The following is a 19599-nucleotide window of genomic DNA, read 5'->3' as shown; positions in this document are numbered from 1 at the left end:
TTATTTGCTCCTCGCCGACAGCTGCACCTGCGGGACAAAGCTGAAGTCACGGTCAAACGGGAAGGTTTTGCGCGCCTTGCGGTTACGAGGCAGGCGCTCAACAAACTGATCAACCACGCCGTTAGACAGCGCCATTAAATTCGGGCTGGCAATCGGCGCCAGTTCCGGCGAAAGATAGCCGGATTTCACGACCACAATATCGGCGGTATGCGGATCCAGTTGCAGCACGGTGAAATCGCTGATGTTGTGATACGGCCTGCGTCGTGCAGACACCACCACATCAATACCGCCCGTACGCAGAACCGCCTGACGGTCTGCCGGTGTCAGCGCGTCGAGCAGGAAAACCACTTCAAACTCACCTTTTACCTGCGGGCTGGAATGATCCAGCGACGCGCCGAGCGTCAGGGTCAGAATTGATCCGACCCCGGCATTGAATGCCGCTTCCGTCGCCGGTGCATCAGCAATCCCGGCGACAATCGTATTTTGTGCGTATTGCCTGATCAGCTCCTGTAATACGTCGGCGCGGTCACCGACGCCGCCGCCGGTCGGGTTATCGCCCGAATCGGCCAGCACCACCGGGCGCGTTTCACAGGCAATGGCTTTTTTCACGCAGGCTTCAACCGTGTCCGTTTCACAGCCAAATACAAACGCTTCGCGCGCGTCCCAGTAAGCCTGCGCCAGTTGCGTGGCCTGCTGTTCCAGTACCGCGCGGTCGGTGCCGGTCATGATCACTGCAGCCGTCGCGCGTGGTTCATCCGCCCACACATAACCCACCATCAGCGAACTGTCCCACACGCCGTCAACGTTATCCATTTCCGGCAGGCGGGCGTACAAACTTTTCGCCGGTTCATCTTCGGTACTGGTGCGCTCGCCCGGTAATACCACCGGCACCGGCACCCACAGCAGCGTCGGTTTCACGCCGGTTTGCAGATGTTTCACCAGCATGGCGACCGAACGGCGCATGGTTTCTTCCACATCAATATGCGGCGCCGTGCGGTAGGTGGAAAACATATCGATGGCGTCAATAATGCGCTGCGAAACATTACCGTGCAGATCGTAACTGACGCTGATCGGGCAGTCCGGCCCCACCGCTTTTCGCGCCGCGGCGATCCAGTCGCCTTCGGCATCTTCCAGGCCTTCAACGTACATCGCACCGTGCATCGCCAGATACACACCATCGAAAGGTTTTTGCGCGTCCAGCCCCGCCAGCATTTCTGCTTTGAATTTATCGTAAGTTGCCCGCGCTACCGGACCACCGGCAATGGCGCGGGCGTGGATAGTCGGCAAAAACGTCGCCGGATAATCCTGCAAAAAACGAAAGCGCGGTGAGGCCAGAAGCTGCGCATCGCGCACAACGGTAAAATCTTTCTCTTCGTTCAAAACCGGATTGTAAGTGCTGCATTCAATATGGATACCGCTGACAGCTATACGCATGTTGATGATTCCTCAGACTGGCTTCAGACCGACAAGAAAGCGATGTGCAGCAATACTTGCCGCCGCGCGCGCCCAGGTGTCGTCGTTTAGGGTAAAAGTGCGGACCGGCGTTTTACCGGCGTTGCCCGGCAGCACGTTGGCTTCAACAGACTGATGCACAACCGTGCCGAACAGCCCGGAAAAATCGGCATCCTGATGTGCAATCAGGATCAGATCCGGGTCATTAATTTGAATCAGATGGGATATCGCTAAACCGAGCGCAGACCCGGCACGATGCAAAATGCGGATGGCGGCGGTCTGACCCTGCATCGCCAGCAGCTCCAGGCCGCCGATGGTGGTGGCCTCCAGCCCTTCCGCTTTCGCCATTTCCGCAATCGCATTGAGCGATGCCAGCGTGTCCAGACAACCGCGCTTGCCGCAGCGGCAGGGCGAACCGTTCAGCTCCAGCGTGCAGTGCGCAATTTCCCCCGCTCCGCCGTGCAAACCCCGGTGCAGCTTTCCGGCAATAAAATGCGCACTGCCGATGCCCGCGCCGTGGCTGACCAGCGTAAAGCTGCTCAGATCCCGCGCCTGGCCGAAACTTTTCTCGCTCACCGCCAGCGCTTTGGCGTCATTTTCAATGGCCACTTCCATGCCGGTCGCCTGCGAAATCAGCTTTGCCAGCGGCACATCGCGCCAGCCCAGCAACGCCGACTGCACGCAGGTCGACTGATGTTCATCGATTAGCCCGGAGAGCGTCACGCCCAGCCCGACCAGCTTTTTCGCCGCCTCGGGATGAGGTTCGAGTAACGCGGGTAAGGCACCGGCGATATTCGCCGCCAGCTGCTGCGGATCCGCGTCCGCCGCAAAAGACACCCGCGACAGTATTTCGCCATGCAAATTGATCAGCGCCATTTGCGCCGGGTTTTGCAGCAAAGAAACCCCGGCAAACCAGGCGCCGTCAGGATGCACCACCAGCCGTACCGACGGTCTGCCCTGCCCGCTGCCCGGCACCGTTTCCGCTTCATGCAGAAAACCGGCCTCGAGCATTTCACGCACCACGCCGCCGATGGCCGCTTTACTCATGCCTGAGAATTGCGCCAGTTCGGTACGGCTTAAACCGCCTGCGGCATTCACTGCACCTAAAATCTGACGTTGCAAAGTTGTTAGCATATTCGTTTTGGCGCTCTCAGTTTTCGCTCATCTGCATTGACATTAAACGGTAGAAATGGATATATCAATGCTAATTAGTTCACAAATTAAACTAAATGTTCATACATAAGTATTTCATATGAACTATTTGTTAAATCTCTTTGTTAAAACAAGCTGTCGTTAATACCGGCGTTTTGACGAACCAGCAGACTGAGCCAGAGCCACTTAATCCGATTTTTCACGCAGAGGGCAGAACATGAAGATTACCCGTTACATCCGGCGTCCCGTGCAGTTAACGCTGCTGAGCAGCGCACTGCTCGCCGCCTTTTCGCTGCCGGTTTTTGCCGCCACGCTGAACGTGATGCAAAACGAAGCGCCGCGCAGTATGGATCCGGGCAACCAGACCGCCACTTTTACCGGCACGGTACTGGACCCGATGTACGAAGGCCTGCTGCGCATGTCGCCGCAACTCAAACCGGAAGCGGCGCTGGCAACCTCGTGGAGCAGTGACGAAAGCGGTCTGGTGTGGACCTTCAAACTGCGCAGCGGTGTGACCTTCCACGACGGCACACCCTTTAACGCTGACGCCGTTGTCGCCAACTTCGCCCGTCATCTCGACACCAAACGCGGTCTGGCGGCCAGCGGACGTCTGCGTACCTTCCTCGACAGCGTGACCAAAACCGACGAATCCACCGTCGTGTTCAAACTGAAAAAACCGTACCCGGCCTTCCTGAATTTACTGACCACCGGCGCCTGTCTGATGGTCAGCCCGGCGGCGGATAAAACCGGCACGCTCGACAGCAAGGCCGTCGGCACCGGCCCGTACAAAATGGTGCAGTACAAGACCGGCGAATTCGTGCTGGAAGAAAAATATCCGGGTTACTGGGGCGATAAAGCCGCCGGGCCGGATGACATCAAATGGACCTGGAGTGCCGAACCTTCGGTGATGAACATGGCGTTGCAGGCCGGTGAAGCCGACGTCATCAACCCGGTCCCGCCGCAGTTTGCCCGCGTGCTGAAGAACAATCCGAAGTTTGACCTGCATGAAAGCCCTGGCGCTTCCGTATTCTGGGTGGCGCTGAACACCGATCTCAAACCGCTGAGCGACGTCCGCGTGCGTCAGGCACTGAACTTCGCCACCGACCGCGACGGGCTGGTACGCGCCATCATGTCCGGTTTCGCACAACCGGCGAACTCTCCGCTGGCACCGGTCACCGCCGGTTATGACAAAACACTCAACCCGTATCCGCTGGATCTGGCAAAAGCCAAAGCCCTGCTCAAAGAAGCCGGTGTCGCTGACGGTTTCACCATGTCGATTGCGGTGCAGGGTCAGGACGCCCGCATCGGTCAGGTGCTGCAAAGCATGTGGGCGAAAATCGGCGTGAAACTGGACGTGAAGATCATGGAAAGCGGCGTTTGGACTAAGGCAGCGTTTGCCGATCAGGCCGGTAAAAAAGCCGACAACACCGGCGCGGTTCTGGCCTCCTGGTCTTCCGGCGCGAACGGCGCAGATCTGCAACTTCGTCCGCTTTACTACAGCAAAAGTTTCGCACCGGGCGGCGCCAATCTGGGCTTCTTCAGTGATCCGAAACTGGATGAGATGTTAGACAAAGCGGCTTCGACGCTGGATGAAAATTCCCGTAACGCGATTTACGTCGATGCGCAGAAAGAGATTAACCAGCAGGCGCCGCAGGTGCTGTTGTATTACCAGAATGATTTGTACGCCACCGGCAAAAACATTTCAGGCGTCACGATGATCCCCGGCGGGCAAATTGTGGTTAAAGATGCACAGAAAAAATAACTGCGGCATGAACAGTGGAAAAGCGCCATGAAAGCTTATCTTGCCAAAAAACTCATCGCCTTCCCGATCATCCTGATCGGCGTGTCGATGCTGATTTTTGTCTCCATCCGTGCGCTGCCGGGGGATCCGGCGCGTCTGATGGCCGGTCCCGAAGCCACGCAGGAAGCAGTCGATGCCATGCGTGTACGCCTCGGGCTTGATCAGCCGCTGGTGACGCAATACCTGCATTTTGCGGGTGACGTTTTGCACGGCAATCTCGGCGTCTCGTTGCAGTCGCAGCAGCCGGTCACGCAGGAAATTGGTGAACGTATGCCGTATACCCTGATGCTGGCCGTGCTGGCGTATTTTCTGGCGGTGGCGGTGGGCGTTCCGGCGGGCATGATAGGCGCGGTGTACCGCAACCGCTGGCCGGATTTTGGCGTGATGTTGCTGGCGATCGCCGGTGCGTCCATCGCCAACTTCTGGCTGGGGCTGATGGCGATGAACACCTTCTCGGTCAGTCTCGGCTGGTTGCCGTTACTCGGCGCGACGTCATGGAAAAGCTACATTTTGCCTTCGGTCACGCTGGCTGTTTTGCCGATGGCGGTGATGGCGCGCATGACACGTTCCAGCATGCTGGATGTGTTATCGGAAGATTATATCCGCACCGCGCGTGCCAAAGGATTATCCGCCACCACCGTCTATTGCAGCCATGCGTTTCGTAATGCGCTGATCCCGATTGTCACTATTGTGGCGCTCAATTTCGGCAGCCTGATTGGCGGCGCGGTGGTCACAGAATCCGTCTTCAACTGGCCGGGCATTGGCCGCCTGCTGGTGGATTCCGTGCGCTATCGCGATTACCCGGTGATTCAGGGCGTGGCGCTGGTCGCCGTCTGCGGCGTGGTGGTGATGAACCTGCTCGGTGAATTACTGATCGCTTTCCTGAATCCAAAAATAAGGTTCGATTAATGTCTGCCAATATCACGCCATTAGCCCGTCGCAAACCGCGCACGCTGCGCTTTTTCCGCTGGTTATGGCGTCATCCTGCCGTGACCCTCGGCGGTTTTATCGTCAGCCTGATCGTGCTGGCTGGCCTTTTCGCGCCGCTTATCACCCGTCACGATCCTTACGCTCAGGATCTGATTGATACCCTGCTGCCGCCCGATGCCGGTCACTGGTTTGGCACCGACGATTATGGCCGCGATATTTTTGCCCGCGTAATTTATGGTGCACGCATTTCGATTATCGAAGTGGTGCTGAGCGTCGGGCTGGCGATGATCATCGGCATTCCGCTGGGGATTATCGCCGGTATGGCGGGTCGTTATACAGACATGATCATCATGTGGTTTATGGACATGTTGTTCGCGTTTCCCGGCATCGTGCTGGCGATTCTGGTGGTCAGTATTCTCGGCGGCGGGCTGGTAAACTTGCTGATCGCGATTTCATTGTTTGCCATCCCGGTGTACGCGCGCCTGAGCCGTAACCTGACGCTCGGATTAAAGCAGATGGAATACGTCGAGGCCGCACAGGCGCTGGGTTTATCGAACTACCGCATCATCGTGCATTACATTTTACGCAATGCCATCGGGCCGATTATCGTGCAATCGACGCTGACCGCCGGTACGGTGATCCTCGCCGCTGCCAGCCTCTCATTTCTCGGGCTTGGCGTGCAGCCGCCGATGCCGGAATGGGGTACCATGATGAGCGATGGCCGCAACTTCCTCGGCATTAATATTTACCTTTCGCTGTTCCCCGGTCTGGCCATTATGCTGACCGTGCTTGGTTTTAACGTACTGGGCGACGGACTGCGAGATTTACTGGACACACGCTCATGACCTCAGCCGTTTTTTGCGCCGATATCGGCGGTTCGTTTATTAAATTTGGCATTTCACGTCGTTCAGGCGAAATTGAAGAGTGCGGCAAAGTCCCGACACCCGTCGCCTCCTGGGACGATTTCGTCGATGCCATGCAAACACTCATCACCCGTTACGGGGCGGATTTACCGTCATCCACCCCGCTCGCCATTTCCACTGCCGGTCTGGTTTCACCGCAAACGGGCGAAATGCTGGCAACCAACATTCCGGCCTTTACCGGCCATTCACTGGCGACAGATCTCAGCGTTGCGCTTGAGCGCCCGGTCACTGCCGCTAACGATGCCGACTGTTTCGCCCTCGCCGAAGCCCATGCGGGCAACGCCCAACATCATGCTGTGGTCGCCGCCATCATTTTAGGTACCGGTGTTGGCGGGGGTCTGGTGATCAATGGCCAGCTGGTGCGCGGCCACGGGGGTGTCACCGGTGAATGGGGGCATGGCGCTATTACCCGCACGGCGCTGACACTCAATGGCGAAAGCTACTGTATCCCGCGTCTGACATGCGGCTGCGGGCAGACCGGTTGTCTCGACATGCTCGGTGGCGCACGCGGCATGGAGCGTTTGCATGAGCATTTTCACCGCCAGCAAAACACCAGTCTGGAGATTGTGACCGGCTGGCTGAATGGCGATACCGATGCCTCTCTCACCGTGAACGCCTGGCTGGAACTGGTCGCCGAACCGCTGGCGCTGCTGGTGAATATTCTCGGTCCTTCACGGATCGTCGCAGGCGGCGGTCTGGCTTCGGCGACTGAACTGATCGCCGCGCTGGATCAAAAAGTACGCGCGGGCGTGCTGCATACCTACACCGAACCGCTGCTGATACCCGGGAAATTCCTGACCGGCGGCGGGTTAGTCGGGGCTTCAGTCATGGGGCGACTCGGCAGCTAGCCTTCAGATTCAGCCTCCCCGCCTTCCCCAGCATTCAGACGGCAAACTCCATATGTTTGCCGTCTGGCATTTCGACGTTCAGCCGCAGCTTCCCGCCCATCGCTTCGATATACCGTTTCATGGTGGAGAGTTTGATGTCGTTTCCCCGTTGTTCAATGGCGACCACAGAAGGTTGACTGATCCCCATGGCTTTCGCGACTTCGGCCTGTGATAGCGCCAGTTGCTCACGCAGCGCCTGCAGCCGGACTTCCAGCAGCATTTCTTCTGCCATATGGGTGATACGTTCCTGACTTGCCTGAGAACGTTCTGACATTAACTGCTTAAGATTTTTAGCCATGACTTGCTCCTTGCGGCTGCTGCAGATGTTCCAGATAGGCCCGGTCGGCCATTCTTAACATCCGCTGATAAAAGAGTTTTTCGTTTCCTTCTTTCTTCGCCGCGCAAAGAATAATTGCCTGGCGAAAGGGATCGAAGGCAAAGAAAGCCCTGAACGGGTTTCCTCTGTGCTGCACACGCAGTTCTTTCATGTGCGTATAAGCGGATTCATAGACCGTATCCACCAGCGGCCTTCCTGTTTCCGGCCCGCCGATAGCCAGCGCCAGCATTCCGGCCAGTAACTTCTCCTGAGTTTTACCATCCTGTCGTTCAAACCATGCATCGAACATATCCGTTGTGAGTACCGGCCACATAATGCGTCATCCTTGTATAGACTATAATCTATAAATCGTACTCCACAAAGTGATAAAAAAAGAAGCATTAAACGGATTTGCACAGACTTGCAGCGGGAATCTCGGGATATCTTCCAGAAAACCTGACAAGAAGTTGAGTGAAAAGGCGCTGGGATATGCCGCCCCTCAATATTGTATCAGGTGGCTTGCCATGCCCCCTTAGAAAGCCGGTACAGGCAGTGCTCCTCCAGCCAGTCTCCCGCAGCCACCGCCGGATGTTTGAAGTTTTCAGTGGGATCACACACCATACCCATTTTCTTCATCACCGCCTGCGAGCGCAGATTGGGCAACGCAGTAAACGCCACAATTTCCTTCAGCCCAAGCACGTTAAAACCGGCATCGAGCGCCGCCCGCGCGGCTTCACTGCAATACCCTTTACCCCATGTATCTGCCCGCAGGCGCCAGCCAATTTCAATACATGGCGTGAATGGCAGGCCATAGCCCGGCGTATGCAACCCGACGAAGCCAATAAACTCGCCCGTTTCACGCAACGCTACTGCCCAGATCCCCCAGCCGCGTTCGGCAATCAAATCACGACAGCGCATTGCCATGTCGTCGCTTTTCTCCCGGGTCAGCACTGACGGGAAAAATTCCATCACCTGTAGATCCGCATTCATCGCAGCGAACGGGCCAAAATCGCTTTCCTGCCACTGGCGCAGGATCAAACGCGGCGTGGTCATCGTTAACGGCGGGGTAACCACGGGGACAGTAAACGTATCCATGCATAACTCCTTGTTTATGGCTGTTTATTCGGCGTGAATGTTCTTAGTATCACACCCGACGAGCCTTTTGAAATAAATTCCCGCCCCGCAAGCGCCAACAATCATGACGTTGGTTACATCTGGCAAACAAATAACTTAAGGTATAGTTGCATTAGTGACTATTTAAAATGTAGCATAAGTTCCCTGTTTATTTCGGAGCCTTACCATGACCCCTGCACTGCAAGACCAGCAAGATATAGCCGACCTGATGAACGGCTGGATCCACCGCGATTTATCCCAGTGGGATCAGCTGCTTGAACTTTTCCATGATGACGGCACCATTGAAGTCACCTGGTTTGAAGGCATCTTCAGCCAGTTTGTGGAAGGCTCAAAAAAGATGGGCGGTTCTGATCTTGTGACGAAACACCTGATAGCCTCACCCGTCATCACCTTTAACGGTAACCGCGCCATTGCAGAAACCAACGCGATGATTGTCGGCGAAAACGTCAAACTCGGCATTGGTTGCAGCAACCACAACCGCTTTTATGATCTGATCGAAAAACGAGACGGCGTGTGGCGCATCGTAAAACGCCAGTCTGTTTATGACATGGGGACTTTTACCTTCCCGCAAGGTCTGGTGGAGATTGATCAATCCATCGTCGCGAAATACCCGCGTGAATATGCGCCGCTGGCTTATCTGCTGGAACAGAGCGGCTTTCCGGTAAAGCGCATTTTCGCCACGAAATTCAGCCAGCTCGAAAAAGAGATGAAGGCTGAAGGCCTGGCGTGGTTGCATGCCTGAAATTAGCTGACAAATGGGCAGTTTCCGATTAAATCTATTCATATCAATGATGAATACTTCCGGAGCTGCCACAATGATTTTTCACCGCTATCACGGACTGGGTAACGATTATCTGGTCTGCCATCACAGCGTCGCCGCCCAGCTCAGCCATGAGCAAATCCGGCGCATCTGCGACCGTCATTACGGCATCGGTTCCGACGGTTTGCTGATCGACCATGACGACGCCGACATCCCCTCGCTGCGCATTATCAATCCCGACGGTTCTGAGGCTGAGAAAAGCGGCAACGGACTGCGCATTTACGCCCGCTACCTGTTTGATACCGGCCGCGTATCCCATGAGCCCTTTCTGGTGAACACCTCCGGTGGCCAGGTGCGTTGCGAAGTGACCGAAGACGCGCATCAGGTGATTGTCGATATGGGCCAGGCAAAATTCTCCCCGGCGGCCTTACCGGCCAATGTTGAAGGTGATGAAGCCCTCGCGCTGCCGCTGGTTGCGGGCGGCCATCATCTTTGCGCGACACTGGTTTCCATGGGTAATCCGCACTGCGTGATCCGCGTTGAAAAACTGGATCTGGATGTCGTGAAACAACTCGGCGCGGAAATTGAAACACTGGCAATTTTCCCGAAACGGACCAACGTGCAGTTCGTGCAAGTGCTGGACAGAAGCAACATCAGTATCGGCATCTGGGAGCGCGGCGCCGGGTATACGCTGGCGTCCGGCAGCAGCAGTTGTGCAGCGGCCAGCGCGATGCACAAACTGGGGCTGGTGGACGAAAATGTCACGGTGCATATGCCGGGCGGAAAACTTGCCATCCGTTTCAGCGGCGATTTTCAGGTCAACATGCGCGGGCCGGTGCAAAAAATCGCGTCCGTCACGCTCGACAGCGACTGTTTCTGGGATATGCCTGCATAGCCCGGTGGTGTGCAGTGTTCACTTTCCTCCTCTTTGCTGATTAACGCTTTGCATCACGGCAGCCTGTCTGCCGTTTTTTATGCCTTCATATAAATAAAACTCATACCTGCATAATGATTTTATGGCAGACAGCGCGCTTTCCAGCCCCTAAGTTGGTTATCAGGAAGCACCACAATGAATAACCAACTCATTGTTTAACAAATAAAATAATCTTAATAAAAACCCTTCGCGACCGTTCTGCGTGCTAAGCCGGTCAGTGAAATTTTTTTCAAAGTTTTAATCCGATCACATATTAATTAAAAAAACAGAGAGCGTACCCTATGAGCAACAACTCCATCGTGGACGTGAAAGCCTGGATAGATGACCGCCCGATATCCAAATATCAATGGGTGGTCCTGTCCCTGTGTTTCATCATCATTATGTTCGACGGTTACGACGCCGCGGTGATGGGCTTTATCGCCCCGGCGCTGATCGAAGACTGGGGTATCAGCCGTGCAGAAATGGGCCCGATTTTAGGCGCCGCCATGTTTGGTGTGGCGATCGGCGCGCTGATTGCCGGACCAAATGCAGACCGGTTCGGTCGCAAACGGGTGCTGATGTGGTCGATTCTCTGTTTCGCGCTGTTCAGCCTGCTGAGCACCTTTGCCCGCACGCCGCTGGAAATGGCGATCCTGCGTTTTCTCACTGGCCTCGGTTTAGGGGCGGTGATGCCTAATACCGTGACGCTGGTGTCGGAATATATGCCCGAACGCCGCCGCAGCCTGATGATCACCGTGATGTACAGCGGCTTTAACGTCGGTTCCGGCGCAGGCGGTTTTGTTGCCGCCGGTTTGCTGCCGCATTTTGGCTGGAAAGCGGTGATTTTTGCGGGCGGGATCCTGCCTCTGCTAATGCTGCCTCTGCTGATGTGGATCCTGCCGGAATCCGCCATGTACATGGTGGTCCGCAACGTAGCGAAAGAGAAAATCGCCAAAGTGCTGACCCGCGCCGGTGGCGTGTTCAGCGAAGGCACCAAATTTGTGCTTAAAGCCCCGGTGATTCAGAAAAAAGCCAAAGTCTTCCAGCTGTTCGCCAACGGCTATGCAAAGGGCACGATTGTCTTGTGGGTCACCTATTTCATGGGGCTGTTCGTGATTTATCTGCTCAACGGCTGGCTGCCAACCATTATGCGTAACGGCGGATTCTCACTGGAGCGCGCGGCCATCGTCGCCGGTTTGTTCCAGCTGGGCGGCACCTTCGGCGGCCTGATGGTCGGCGGGTTGATGGACAGATTCATTGCCAAGCGCGTCATCGCAGGCTTCTACATGATGGGCGTGGTCAGCCTGCTCTCGCAGGGCATCGGCAACTTCGGCCCGGACATTCTCGCCCTGCTGGTGTTCATCAGCGGCGTGTGCATTAACGGCGCTCAGACCGGCTTGCAGGCCTTTTCTCCGGCCTTCTACCCGACCGAAATGCGTGCCACCGGCGTCTGCTGGATGCACGGCATCGGGCGCAGCGGCGCGATCATCAGCTCATCACTGGGCGGCGTCCTGCTCGGCGTTTTCTCCGGCCAAAACATGATCTTTATTATTCTGGCGCTGCCTGCCTTGCTGGCGGGTCTGAGCATTCTTTTGCACCGCGCGGCGCACCCGGCCGAGATGATCAAAGGCGTTGATATTACTGACATCCCGGAGTTGTCGCGCACCCTGAATATCCGCTAGTCTCTGGATTAGCCACCTTATAATTAGAAACACAAGAATAAGAAACCTAAGTCAGACACATCACTCACGCGGCGCGACATTGGCGTCGCGGTTACCCTACAAAAAGTATTGAGGATTTAAGATGGCGAAAATCATAGGCGGTTTAGCAGTTTCACATACCCCGACCATCGGTTTTGCGGTTGACCACAATAAGCAGGATGAGAGTGCCTGGGCGCCGATTTTCGAAAGCTTTGCGCCGATGCAAAAATGGCTCGAAGAAAAGAAACCTGACGCGCTGGTCTACATTTTCAACGACCACGTCACGTCGTTTTTCTTCGATCACTATTCGGCATTTACGCTGGGTATTGACGATCATTATGAAGTGGCCGATGAAGGCGGTGGCGCGCGCGATTTGCCTGCGGTCAAAGGCCATGCGGCGCTGTCGCAGCATATTGGCGCCAGCCTGATGGCGGACGAATTTGATATGTCCTTCTTTCAGGATAAGCCTTTGGATCACGGCCTGTTCTCGCCGCTTTCTGCCCTGATGCCGCACGAAGGCGGCTGGCCAACGCAAATCGTCCCGCTGCAAATCGGCGTGTTGCAGTTCCCTATTCCCACCGCCCGCCGCTGTTACAAACTCGGTCAGGCGCTGCGCCGCGCCATTGAAAGTTTTCCCGAAGATCTGAACGTAGCGATTGTCGCCACCGGCGGCGTTTCCCATCAGGTACACGGCGAACGCTGTGGTTTTAACAACCCGGCGTGGGATGAACAGTTTGTCGATATGATCGTTAACGACCCGGAGCGTCTGACCGAAATGACGCTGGCGGAATTCGCCACGCTGGGCGGCATGGAAGGCGCAGAAGTGATCATGTGGCTGGTGATGCGCGGGGCGTTATCTGCCAACGTGAAGAAACTGCATCAGGCCTATTACCTGCCGTCGATGACCGGTATCGCCACGCTGATCCTTGAGAATCAGTCCCGCGAAGCCCCGTATGACGTGCAGCAGCGCCAGCGTGACAAAATCGCGCAGCAAATGGCGGGGGTTGAAAAGTTGCCGGGCACCTATCCGTTCACCCAGGCGCGCAGTCTGAAAGCCCTGCGCATCAACCGGTTCCTGCACCGTCTGATCCAGCCTGCGTGGCGCGAACGTTTCCTCACCGATCAGCATGCGCTGTTCGCGGAAACGAAGCTGACCGGCGAGGAACAAACACTTCTGCGCGAACTCGACTGGCGCGGCATGATCCATTATGGCGTCAGCTTCTTCCTCCTGGAAAAACTCGGCGCGGTGGTCGGCGTCTCCAACTTACATATTTATTCCGCGATGCGCGGCGAAACGCTGGAAGAATTCCAGAAAACCCGCAATCAACAAGTTCTCTATTCAGTAGCAGGTAAAGCGAAAGCATGACGATTTTTGAGCAACCTAAGATCGACACGCATCACCACGTGTTTGATCCGGCGCGCTTCCCGTACCTTCCGGACACGCCTTATCGTCCACAAGGGCACGAGATCGGCACCACCGATTATTATCGCGCCGTGATGCAGGCGTACAACATCCGCCACTCGCTGATTGTCGGCCCGACGTCAGGTTACAACACCGACAGCACCTGTCTGCTGGATGCGCTGAAAAAAGGAAAAGGCCGCTTCAAAGGCATCGCCGTGGTGCCGTTTGATTTAAGCATTGAGCAACTCGCCAGCCTGAAACAGGCCGGTGTGGTCGGCATCGCCATGAATGTGGCGATGCTCGGCACGGAGCCGTTTCTGCATCTCGACGCACTGATGGGGCGTCTTGCCGAACTGGAACTGTTCGCGGCCATTCAGGTGCAAAACGATCAGCTGCTGGCGCTGCTGCCGCTGATCAACCGCAACAAAACGCGGCTGCTGATTGATCACTCCGGCCGCCCTGATGTCACGCAGGGCCTGCAACAACCGGCGTTTCAGGCACTTCTCGGCCTGGCTGACCAGCAACGCACCTGGGTGAAACTCTCGGGCCTAGCGAAGTTCAGCCGCCAGCCTTTCCCTTATCAGGACGGACACGCCTATCAGCATGCACTGCTCAATGCCTTTGGCGCTGAGCATTGCATGTGGGGTTCTGACTGGCCGTTCCTGCGGGCGGAACACCGGATGGATCTCGGCACGTTGCTGATGCTGGTGGAGCAATTATTCCCCGACGAAAAAACCCGTCAGCAGATTTTGTGGCAGACGCCGAAAGCGTTGTTTGGATTTACGGATGACTGAAGAAAGGAAAGACCATGAATTATAAAATCGCCGTCTTTAACGGCCCGAATCTCAATCTGCTCGGCACGCGCGAGCCGGAAACCTACGGTCACGACACGCTGGCGACTGTCGAAAAACTGTGTCATCAGACCGGCGAAAGCTGCGGCGCAACCATCGACTTCTTCCAGACCAATCACGAAGGCGAGCTGATTGACCGCATTCAGGCCTGTCGCGGCAACGCGGAGGCCATCGTCCTGAATGCTGCCGCCTGGACGCACACCTCCGTCGCCCTGCGCGACGCGGTGACCGCCGTCAGCCTGCCGCTGTACGAAGTGCACATCACCAACGTGCACAAACGCGATGCCTTCCGCCATCACTCCTTTCTCTCCGACGTCTCCGTCGGCGTGATCTGCGGGTTTGGCATTCAGGGGTATGAATATGCCATCAGGCAGGCAGTGGTGAATCTGAAGAAGTAATTTAGCCGCACACCTTTCTGATCTCCTCGACCAGCGCGCCGGCCGCCGGTGATAACAGGCTTCCGGCGCGAAACGTCAGGCCAATGGCGCGGTGCGTATCGGCCAGTTCCAGCGGCAGTTTGACCAGTTCGCCGGATTCAAGCTCGTGTTCCAGCTGGCGGGCAGACACCGCTGCCAGCATGTCGGAACCGAGCAATAACCCGCGCACAATACCCAGATCGCCACTTTCCACTACCGGGTCAGGCGGCGGCATGTCCATGGCCGCAAAGCTGTTATCCAGCAGGCGTCGGGCGGGGGTTTCGGCGCGCGGCAACACCCAGCGCGCTTTGCGCAAATGCTCCTGCGTCACGGTTTCTGCCAGCAACGGATGCCCCTTTCTCGCCAGAATCACCATGCTTTCGGTAAACAGGGTTTCGGTCGCCATATCAGCCGCGTAATCGCTGGAACGCAGTGCGCCAAAAATAAAATCTACTTCGCCGGAACGCAGCTCAGAGGCCAGCGCACTGAACGCGCTTTCATTAGTGACCACTTTTACCCCGCCGTAACGCTGCGTCAGCCCGATGATCGCCTGCGGCAGTAACCGCGTGCGGCCAAGCGGCAACGCCCCAACCTGCACCGTCCCTTCCAGCACGCCGCGGCGTGCCGCAAGATCGGCGGGAATGTGCCGCAGCTCGTTGAGTGCCCGGCGCAGATTCGGCAGGATATCCTGCCCCGCCAGCGACGGCATCATGCCGTGCGGCGTACGTTCGAGCAGCGCCAGACCGGCACCGTTTTCCAGCACCTTCAGCGCGGCACTGACCGCAGGCTGACTCAGGCCAAGCAGGGTCGCCACCGTTTGCATATGCCGCGTGTTGCACAAAGAGATAAAGATTTGCAGACGCCGGACGTTAAACAGATACAGCGGTTCAGTATCGCCCCGCCGCTGGCCGCTTTTGCCCTGCAATTTCGCCAGCTGCGACGGGATCTGGCGCAGCTCGGCAATGGCCCGCCGGGCGCGAGGCAAGACGCATTTGCCGAAATCCGTCAGCAACATGCCGTTGGCGTGGCGCTCAAACAGCGGCACATCGAGAAACTGTTCCAGGTCACGGATAGCCCGCGTGACCGCCGACTGGGTGCGGTACAGTTCATCTGCCGCACGGGATACGCTCCCCTGATCGACCACCTGACAAAATGCCCGTATTTGCATCAGGTTACTCAGCATCTCAGCTTCAGCCATCTCCTTCTCCCTCCTGGTTTTTTTGCGTGACACCTCCCTGCAATATAAATAAAACGCATACCCCCTGCAATCAAATGAATTACCCGTCACGCACGTTGGCTGACAGCATGGAACTCAGACATTTTGAGAACAATAAAACCAAGGACACCCTCATGACTCAGCCCAAAAAAGATGATGCTAAAAGCGCATTAGTTGTCAGCGCCCATTCCGCCGATTTCGTCTGGCGTGCGGGCGGTGCCATCGCCAAACATACCCAGGCCGGTTACGCCGTGCACATCGTTTGCCTGTCGTTCGGCGAACGCGGTGAATCCGCCAAACTGTGGCGCAAAGGCAATATGACCGAAGACGTGGTGAAAGCCTCGCGTCGCGAAGAAGCGATGGCCGCCGCTGAAATTCTCGGTGCCACCGTTGAATTTTTCGATATGGGCGATTATCCGCTGCGTGCTGACAAAGAATCGCTGTTCCGCCTGGCCGACGTTTACCGCCGTGTGCAGCCGCATTTCGTGCTGACCCATTCCCTGAAAGACCCGTACAACTACGATCACCCTATGGCGACGCATCTGGCGCAGGAAGCGCGGATTATCGCACAGGCAGAGGGGTATAAGCCGGGCGAAACCATCGTCGGCGCGCCACCGGTGTACTGTTTTGAGCCACATCAGCCGGAACAGTGCGACTGGAAACCCGACGTGCTGCTCGATATCACCGACGTCTGGGACAAAAAATATCAGGCCATTCAGTGCATGGCCGGTCAGGAACATTTGTGGGAATACTACACCCGCGTCGCCCAGCAGCGCGGCGTGCAGGCGAAACGTAACGTCGGCATCACCAGCGCCAAAAACATCGTTTACGGCGAAGGTTATCAGAGCATCTTCCCGCGCGTGACGGAGGATTTAGCATGAGTCTTGTCGGTAAAAAAGGCGTCGTGGTTCGTCATATCCCACGGGCAGATAAAGCGGACGTTACCGCACTCGCGGCCTTCGGTGTCGCGACGGTACATGAAGCGCAGGGCCGTAAAGGCTTGCTGGAGGCGGGTATCCGTCCGATCCAGCAAGATTGCGCGATTTCCGGCAGCGCTGTCACCGTGCTGACCGCGCCGGGCGATAACTGGATGTTCCACGTGGCTGTCGAACAGTGTCAGCCGGGAGATATTCTGGTGGTCGCACCGACGTCGCCATGTTCTGACGGCTTCTTCGGTGATTTGCTGGCAACGTCGCTCAAAGCGCGCGGCGTGGTCGGGCTGGTGGCCGATCTCGGGGTGCGAGATACCAAAACCCTGCGCGACATGGGATTTCGCGTCTGGTCGCGGGCGGTTCATGCGCAGGGCACCATCAAGGAAACGCTCGGTTCCGTGAACGTGCCGGTGGTGTGTGCGGGGCAACTGGTGTATCCGGGCGATGCCATCGTGGCCGATGATGACGGCGTGGTGGTGGTGCGTCGTGAAGACGTCGCCCGGGTGGCGCAGGCCAGCCGCGAACGGGAAATGCTGGAAGAAAGCAAACGCGCCAGAATGGCTGACGGCGAACTCGGGCTGGATATCTACAACATGCGCCCGCGTCTGGCAGAAAAAGGGCTGAAATATTTCGATTCCACCGAAGAAGCAGAACAGGCCGAAAAGTGCTGAGGAGCAGATATGCCACAGACCCGGATCCCCTGCCTGCTGATGCGCGGCGGCACCTCGAAAGGGGCGTTTTTCCTGGCCGCTGATTTGCCACAAAATGAAACGTTGCGTGATCGCGTCCTGCTGGCAGTGATGGGCTCCCCTGATCCGCGCCAGATTGACGGCCTCGGCGGTGCGGATCCGCTGACCAGCAAAGTGGCGATTATCCGCCCTTCCGCACGGCCTGATGCCGACGTCGATTATCTGTTTGCACAGGTGAATGTCGATAAAGCGGGGGTGGATTACGGACAAAATTGCGGCAATATTCTGGCCGCCGTTGGCCCGTTCGCCCTCGAAAAGCAGCTGGTCAGCCCGCTGGACGGCATCACGCCGGTGCGTATTTTTATGGAAAACACCGGGCAGATTGCCACCGCGCATGTGCCGGTCAGAGACGGCGAAGTCTGTTATCAGGGGAAATTGCGCATCGACGGGGTACCCGGCACGGCGGCTAAAATCAGCGTCGAATTTGCCGATATCGCCGGTTCCAGTTGCGGGGCGTTACTGCCCACCGGCAACGCCCGCGATACCTTCGACGGCATCGACGTCACCTGCATCGACAACGGTATGCCGGTGATCCTGCTGCGCGCCGCCGATGTCGGTCGCAGCGGCTATGAAACCCGCGAACAACTGGATGCCGATACGGACCTGAAACAGCGTCTCGAGTCGATCCGCTTGCAGGCGGGTCCGAAAATGAATCTCGGCGATGTCTCGCAACGCACCGTACCGAAAATGACGCTGATCGCTGAGCCGCGAAACGGCGGCGCCATCTCCAGCCGGACATTTATTCCGCACCGCTGCCATGCCTCCATTGGCGTGCTCGGCGCGGTGAGTGTCGCCAGCGCCTGCCTGATCCCCGGCAGCATCACCGAAGGACTGGCGCATACGCCCTGCGGCGACACGCCGCGGGTCAGCGTCGAACACCCGACCGGCGAGTTCAGTGTGGAACTACAACTCGATCCGACTCAAACCGGCGCACAGCGCCTCCGAGGCTGCGCGCTGTTACGCACCGCGCGCCTGATTTTTGAAGGCCTTGTCGCCATCCCCGCCAGCGTGTGGGACGGCCATCAGGACGAACATCAGGAACCGCAACATGAATAACGTCACCCGCATTTCTCTAATTGGCCTCGGCGAGGTCGGCACGATTCTGGCAACGGATTTAAAAAACCAAAATCCGGCGCTGGATATCGTGGCCTTTGATAAGCAAAGCGACTCAGCGGTGATACGCCAGCGCGCCCGTGACGCCGGAGTGAGCTTTGCGCTGTCTGTGGAAGACGCCGTAAAAAACAGCCAGGTCATGTTCTCTGCCGTGACCGCCGCCGAAGCGCTGAAGGTGGCCGAAGCCGTCGCCCCGCATCTCGCGCCCGGACAGTTTTTTCTCGATCTGAATTCTGTTTCGCCGAACACCAAACGCGAGGCGATGGCACTGATTGAACAGGCGGGCGGCCACTACATTGACGTTGCCGTCATGGCACCCTACCCGCCTGCGCGGCTGAAAACCCCGTTGCTGCTGGGCGGCACGCATGTTTACGCCATCAGCGAATGGCTGAACGAAAACGGATTTAACAGCAAAGTCCACAGCACCGCCGTCGGAGAAGCTTCCGCCATTAAGATGTGCCGCAGCGTGATGATCAAAGGCCTCGAAGCCCTGACCGCCGAATGCCTGAGCGCCGCGCGCCAGTACGGCGTGGAGAATGAAGTGCTGGCCTCGCTGCACGCCAGCTTTCCGTCACTCGGCTGGGACGCACAGTTGCCGCACTATCTCATCAGCCGCATCGCTGAGCACGGCAAACGCCGCGCCGAGGAGATGCGCGAAGTGGTGAAAACACTCGCGGATGTCGGCGTCGCGCCGAACATGAGTTCCGGCACGGTGCTGGCCCAGCAAGGGCTGGTGGATGCGCTGGCCGCGAAGGGGATCCGGTATTCGGATCTGGAGCCGTTTGAGTGGGAGAAAACCGTGGATATTTTGCATCGTGGTGATGGGAACCGATCATAAGATCGGGGGCGGGGGTTACCGGCCTTAAAGTCAAAACCGTGGGTTGCCACCCACACGGGCCTCAAGAGGCGCCTATCGCCGCGCCTCTTGAGAATCTCCGGCTCTTTTACTGCG

20 protein-coding genes are annotated in these 19599 nt (G+C 57.2%); 14 read left to right on the top strand and 6 right to left on the bottom strand.

Going from position 1 to position 19599, the window contains the following annotated elements:
- Positions 1-1434, bottom strand: a complete 1434-nt coding sequence (locus ABSH60_RS18590) for a M81 family metallopeptidase (RefSeq protein ID WP_390975235.1) — start codon at positions 1432-1434, stop codon at positions 1-3.
- A gap of 12 nt (positions 1435-1446) precedes the next feature.
- Positions 1447-2586 (bottom strand): ROK family transcriptional regulator, encoded by a 1140-nt coding sequence (locus ABSH60_RS18585; protein WP_183846701.1) that lies wholly within the window; start codon positions 2584-2586, stop codon positions 1447-1449.
- Between the two features lie 235 nt (positions 2587-2821).
- On the opposite strand from ABSH60_RS18585, the gene ABSH60_RS18580 reads away from it, so the two are divergent.
- From ABSH60_RS18580 to ABSH60_RS18565, 4 genes are read left to right on the top strand one after another with little or no spacing between them, the layout of a single operon-like run.
- The gene (locus ABSH60_RS18580) at positions 2822-4366 is read left to right on the top strand and encodes an ABC transporter substrate-binding protein (RefSeq protein WP_183846699.1); all 1545 of its coding nucleotides are present in this window, start codon (positions 2822-2824) and stop codon (positions 4364-4366) included.
- A 27-nt stretch (positions 4367-4393) separates the two neighbouring features.
- A complete protein-coding gene (locus ABSH60_RS18575; protein ID WP_183846697.1) occupies positions 4394-5314 on the top strand; it encodes an ABC transporter permease in 921 nt (306 codons plus the stop codon).
- The gene (locus ABSH60_RS18570) at positions 5314-6180 is read left to right on the top strand and encodes an ABC transporter permease subunit (RefSeq protein ID WP_390975232.1); all 867 of its coding nucleotides are present in this window, start codon (positions 5314-5316) and stop codon (positions 6178-6180) included. Before ABSH60_RS18575 ends, ABSH60_RS18570 begins: the two co-directional genes overlap by 1 nt.
- Positions 6177-7106 (top strand): ROK family protein, encoded by a 930-nt coding sequence (locus ABSH60_RS18565; RefSeq protein WP_390975230.1) that lies wholly within the window; start codon positions 6177-6179, stop codon positions 7104-7106. Before ABSH60_RS18570 ends, ABSH60_RS18565 begins: the two co-directional genes overlap by 4 nt.
- Before the next feature lie 34 nt (positions 7107-7140).
- Here the strand turns inward: ABSH60_RS18565 and ABSH60_RS18560 are convergent, their stop codons facing one another.
- The 3 genes from ABSH60_RS18560 to ABSH60_RS18550 all read right to left on the bottom strand — a co-directional run bounded on the left by ABSH60_RS18560 (position 7141) and on the right by ABSH60_RS18550 (position 8556).
- Positions 7141-7443, bottom strand: a complete 303-nt coding sequence (locus tag ABSH60_RS18560) for a helix-turn-helix domain-containing protein (RefSeq protein WP_056780848.1) — start codon at positions 7441-7443, stop codon at positions 7141-7143.
- Positions 7436-7795 (bottom strand): type II toxin-antitoxin system RelE/ParE family toxin, encoded by a 360-nt coding sequence (locus ABSH60_RS18555; protein ID WP_056780852.1) that lies wholly within the window; start codon positions 7793-7795, stop codon positions 7436-7438. The genes ABSH60_RS18560 and ABSH60_RS18555 overlap by 8 nt, the downstream gene beginning before the upstream one ends.
- A 176-nt stretch (positions 7796-7971) precedes the next feature.
- Entirely contained in the window at positions 7972-8556 is a 585-nt protein-coding gene (locus tag ABSH60_RS18550; protein ID WP_390975227.1) for a GNAT family N-acetyltransferase, read from the bottom strand.
- A 205-nt stretch (positions 8557-8761) separates the two neighbouring features.
- On the opposite strand from ABSH60_RS18550, the gene ABSH60_RS18545 reads away from it, so the two are divergent.
- The 6 genes from ABSH60_RS18545 to aroQ all read left to right on the top strand — a co-directional run bounded on the left by ABSH60_RS18545 (position 8762) and on the right by aroQ (position 14619).
- On the top strand, positions 8762-9337 hold the full coding sequence (locus tag ABSH60_RS18545; protein ID WP_136377103.1) for a nuclear transport factor 2 family protein: 576 nt from the start codon (positions 8762-8764) through the stop codon (positions 9335-9337).
- Between the two features lie 73 nt (positions 9338-9410).
- A complete protein-coding gene (dapF, locus tag ABSH60_RS18540) occupies positions 9411-10250 on the top strand; it encodes a diaminopimelate epimerase (RefSeq protein ID WP_390975225.1) in 840 nt (279 codons plus the stop codon).
- Between the two features lie 320 nt (positions 10251-10570).
- The gene (locus ABSH60_RS18535; protein WP_390975223.1) at positions 10571-11950 is read left to right on the top strand and encodes an MFS transporter; all 1380 of its coding nucleotides are present in this window, start codon (positions 10571-10573) and stop codon (positions 11948-11950) included.
- A 121-nt stretch (positions 11951-12071) separates the two neighbouring features.
- Positions 12072-13334, top strand: a complete 1263-nt coding sequence (locus ABSH60_RS18530) for a gallate dioxygenase (protein ID WP_056780868.1) — start codon at positions 12072-12074, stop codon at positions 13332-13334.
- Positions 13331-14164, top strand: a complete 834-nt coding sequence (locus ABSH60_RS18525; RefSeq protein WP_390975221.1) for an amidohydrolase family protein — start codon at positions 13331-13333, stop codon at positions 14162-14164. The genes ABSH60_RS18530 and ABSH60_RS18525 overlap by 4 nt, the downstream gene beginning before the upstream one ends.
- A 14-nt stretch (positions 14165-14178) precedes the next feature.
- On the top strand, positions 14179-14619 hold the full coding sequence (gene aroQ / locus ABSH60_RS18520; protein ID WP_390975219.1) for a type II 3-dehydroquinate dehydratase: 441 nt from the start codon (positions 14179-14181) through the stop codon (positions 14617-14619).
- 1 nt (position 14620) lies between these two features.
- Here the strand turns inward: aroQ and ABSH60_RS18515 are convergent, their stop codons facing one another.
- Complete coding sequence (locus ABSH60_RS18515) at positions 14621-15835, bottom strand: LysR family transcriptional regulator (protein WP_056780879.1); 1215 nt, start codon at positions 15833-15835, stop codon at positions 14621-14623.
- A 152-nt stretch (positions 15836-15987) separates the two neighbouring features.
- Here ABSH60_RS18515 and galB point away from each other — a divergent pair, with 152 nt between their 5' ends.
- Genes galB through ABSH60_RS18495 form a run of 4 tightly spaced genes read left to right on the top strand, consistent with a single transcriptional unit; the run spans position 15988 to position 19485 of the window.
- Positions 15988-16734, top strand: coding sequence for a 4-oxalmesaconate hydratase (gene galB, locus ABSH60_RS18510; protein WP_056781025.1), 747 nt, complete (start codon positions 15988-15990; stop codon positions 16732-16734).
- Entirely contained in the window at positions 16731-17456 is a 726-nt protein-coding gene (locus ABSH60_RS18505) for a 4-carboxy-4-hydroxy-2-oxoadipate aldolase/oxaloacetate decarboxylase (RefSeq protein ID WP_056780883.1), read from the top strand. The genes galB and ABSH60_RS18505 overlap by 4 nt, the downstream gene beginning before the upstream one ends.
- A gap of 9 nt (positions 17457-17465) precedes the next feature.
- The gene (locus tag ABSH60_RS18500) at positions 17466-18590 is read left to right on the top strand and encodes a 4-oxalomesaconate tautomerase (protein WP_390975216.1); all 1125 of its coding nucleotides are present in this window, start codon (positions 17466-17468) and stop codon (positions 18588-18590) included.
- Positions 18583-19485: a DUF1932 domain-containing protein gene (locus tag ABSH60_RS18495; RefSeq protein WP_390975214.1), complete on the top strand. Its 903-nt coding sequence runs from the start codon at positions 18583-18585 to the stop codon at positions 19483-19485. Before ABSH60_RS18500 ends, ABSH60_RS18495 begins: the two co-directional genes overlap by 8 nt.
- Positions 19486-19599 lie beyond the last annotated feature (114 nt).

The sequence above is a fragment of the Rahnella sp. R3(2024) genome (assembly GCF_042920125.1).
In the GTDB taxonomy this organism is placed as follows: Bacteria; Pseudomonadota; Gammaproteobacteria; order Enterobacterales; family Enterobacteriaceae; genus Rahnella; species Rahnella rivi.
The sequence above is the reverse complement of the archived record's forward strand: the minus strand, read 5'-3'. Positions and strand labels throughout refer to the sequence as shown.

Bases quoted from the DNA above. Each gene is read 5' to 3' on its own strand.
- ABSH60_RS18590 (WP_390975235.1), bottom strand. From the start codon at position 1,434: ATGCGTATAGCTGTCAGCGGTATCCATATTGAATGCAGCACTTACAAT.
- ABSH60_RS18585 (WP_183846701.1), bottom strand. From the start codon at position 2,586: ATGCTAACAACTTTGCAACGTCAGATTTTAGGTGCAGTGAATGCCGCA.
- ABSH60_RS18580 (WP_183846699.1), top strand. From the start codon at position 2,822: ATGAAGATTACCCGTTACATCCGGCGTCCCGTGCAGTTAACGCTGCTG.
- ABSH60_RS18575 (WP_183846697.1), top strand. From the start codon at position 4,394: ATGAAAGCTTATCTTGCCAAAAAACTCATCGCCTTCCCGATCATCCTG.
- ABSH60_RS18570 (WP_390975232.1), top strand. From the start codon at position 5,314: ATGTCTGCCAATATCACGCCATTAGCCCGTCGCAAACCGCGCACGCTG.
- ABSH60_RS18565 (WP_390975230.1), top strand. From the start codon at position 6,177: ATGACCTCAGCCGTTTTTTGCGCCGATATCGGCGGTTCGTTTATTAAA.
- ABSH60_RS18560 (WP_056780848.1), bottom strand. From the start codon at position 7,443: ATGGCTAAAAATCTTAAGCAGTTAATGTCAGAACGTTCTCAGGCAAGT.
- ABSH60_RS18555 (WP_056780852.1), bottom strand. From the start codon at position 7,795: ATGTGGCCGGTACTCACAACGGATATGTTCGATGCATGGTTTGAACGA.
- ABSH60_RS18550 (WP_390975227.1), bottom strand. From the start codon at position 8,556: ATGGATACGTTTACTGTCCCCGTGGTTACCCCGCCGTTAACGATGACC.
- ABSH60_RS18545 (WP_136377103.1), top strand. From the start codon at position 8,762: ATGACCCCTGCACTGCAAGACCAGCAAGATATAGCCGACCTGATGAAC.
- dapF (WP_390975225.1), top strand. From the start codon at position 9,411: ATGATTTTTCACCGCTATCACGGACTGGGTAACGATTATCTGGTCTGC.
- ABSH60_RS18535 (WP_390975223.1), top strand. From the start codon at position 10,571: ATGAGCAACAACTCCATCGTGGACGTGAAAGCCTGGATAGATGACCGC.
- ABSH60_RS18530 (WP_056780868.1), top strand. From the start codon at position 12,072: ATGGCGAAAATCATAGGCGGTTTAGCAGTTTCACATACCCCGACCATC.
- ABSH60_RS18525 (WP_390975221.1), top strand. From the start codon at position 13,331: ATGACGATTTTTGAGCAACCTAAGATCGACACGCATCACCACGTGTTT.
- aroQ (WP_390975219.1), top strand. From the start codon at position 14,179: ATGAATTATAAAATCGCCGTCTTTAACGGCCCGAATCTCAATCTGCTC.
- ABSH60_RS18515 (WP_056780879.1), bottom strand. From the start codon at position 15,835: ATGGCTGAAGCTGAGATGCTGAGTAACCTGATGCAAATACGGGCATTT.
- galB (WP_056781025.1), top strand. From the start codon at position 15,988: ATGACTCAGCCCAAAAAAGATGATGCTAAAAGCGCATTAGTTGTCAGC.
- ABSH60_RS18505 (WP_056780883.1), top strand. From the start codon at position 16,731: ATGAGTCTTGTCGGTAAAAAAGGCGTCGTGGTTCGTCATATCCCACGG.
- ABSH60_RS18500 (WP_390975216.1), top strand. From the start codon at position 17,466: ATGCCACAGACCCGGATCCCCTGCCTGCTGATGCGCGGCGGCACCTCG.
- ABSH60_RS18495 (WP_390975214.1), top strand. From the start codon at position 18,583: ATGAATAACGTCACCCGCATTTCTCTAATTGGCCTCGGCGAGGTCGGC.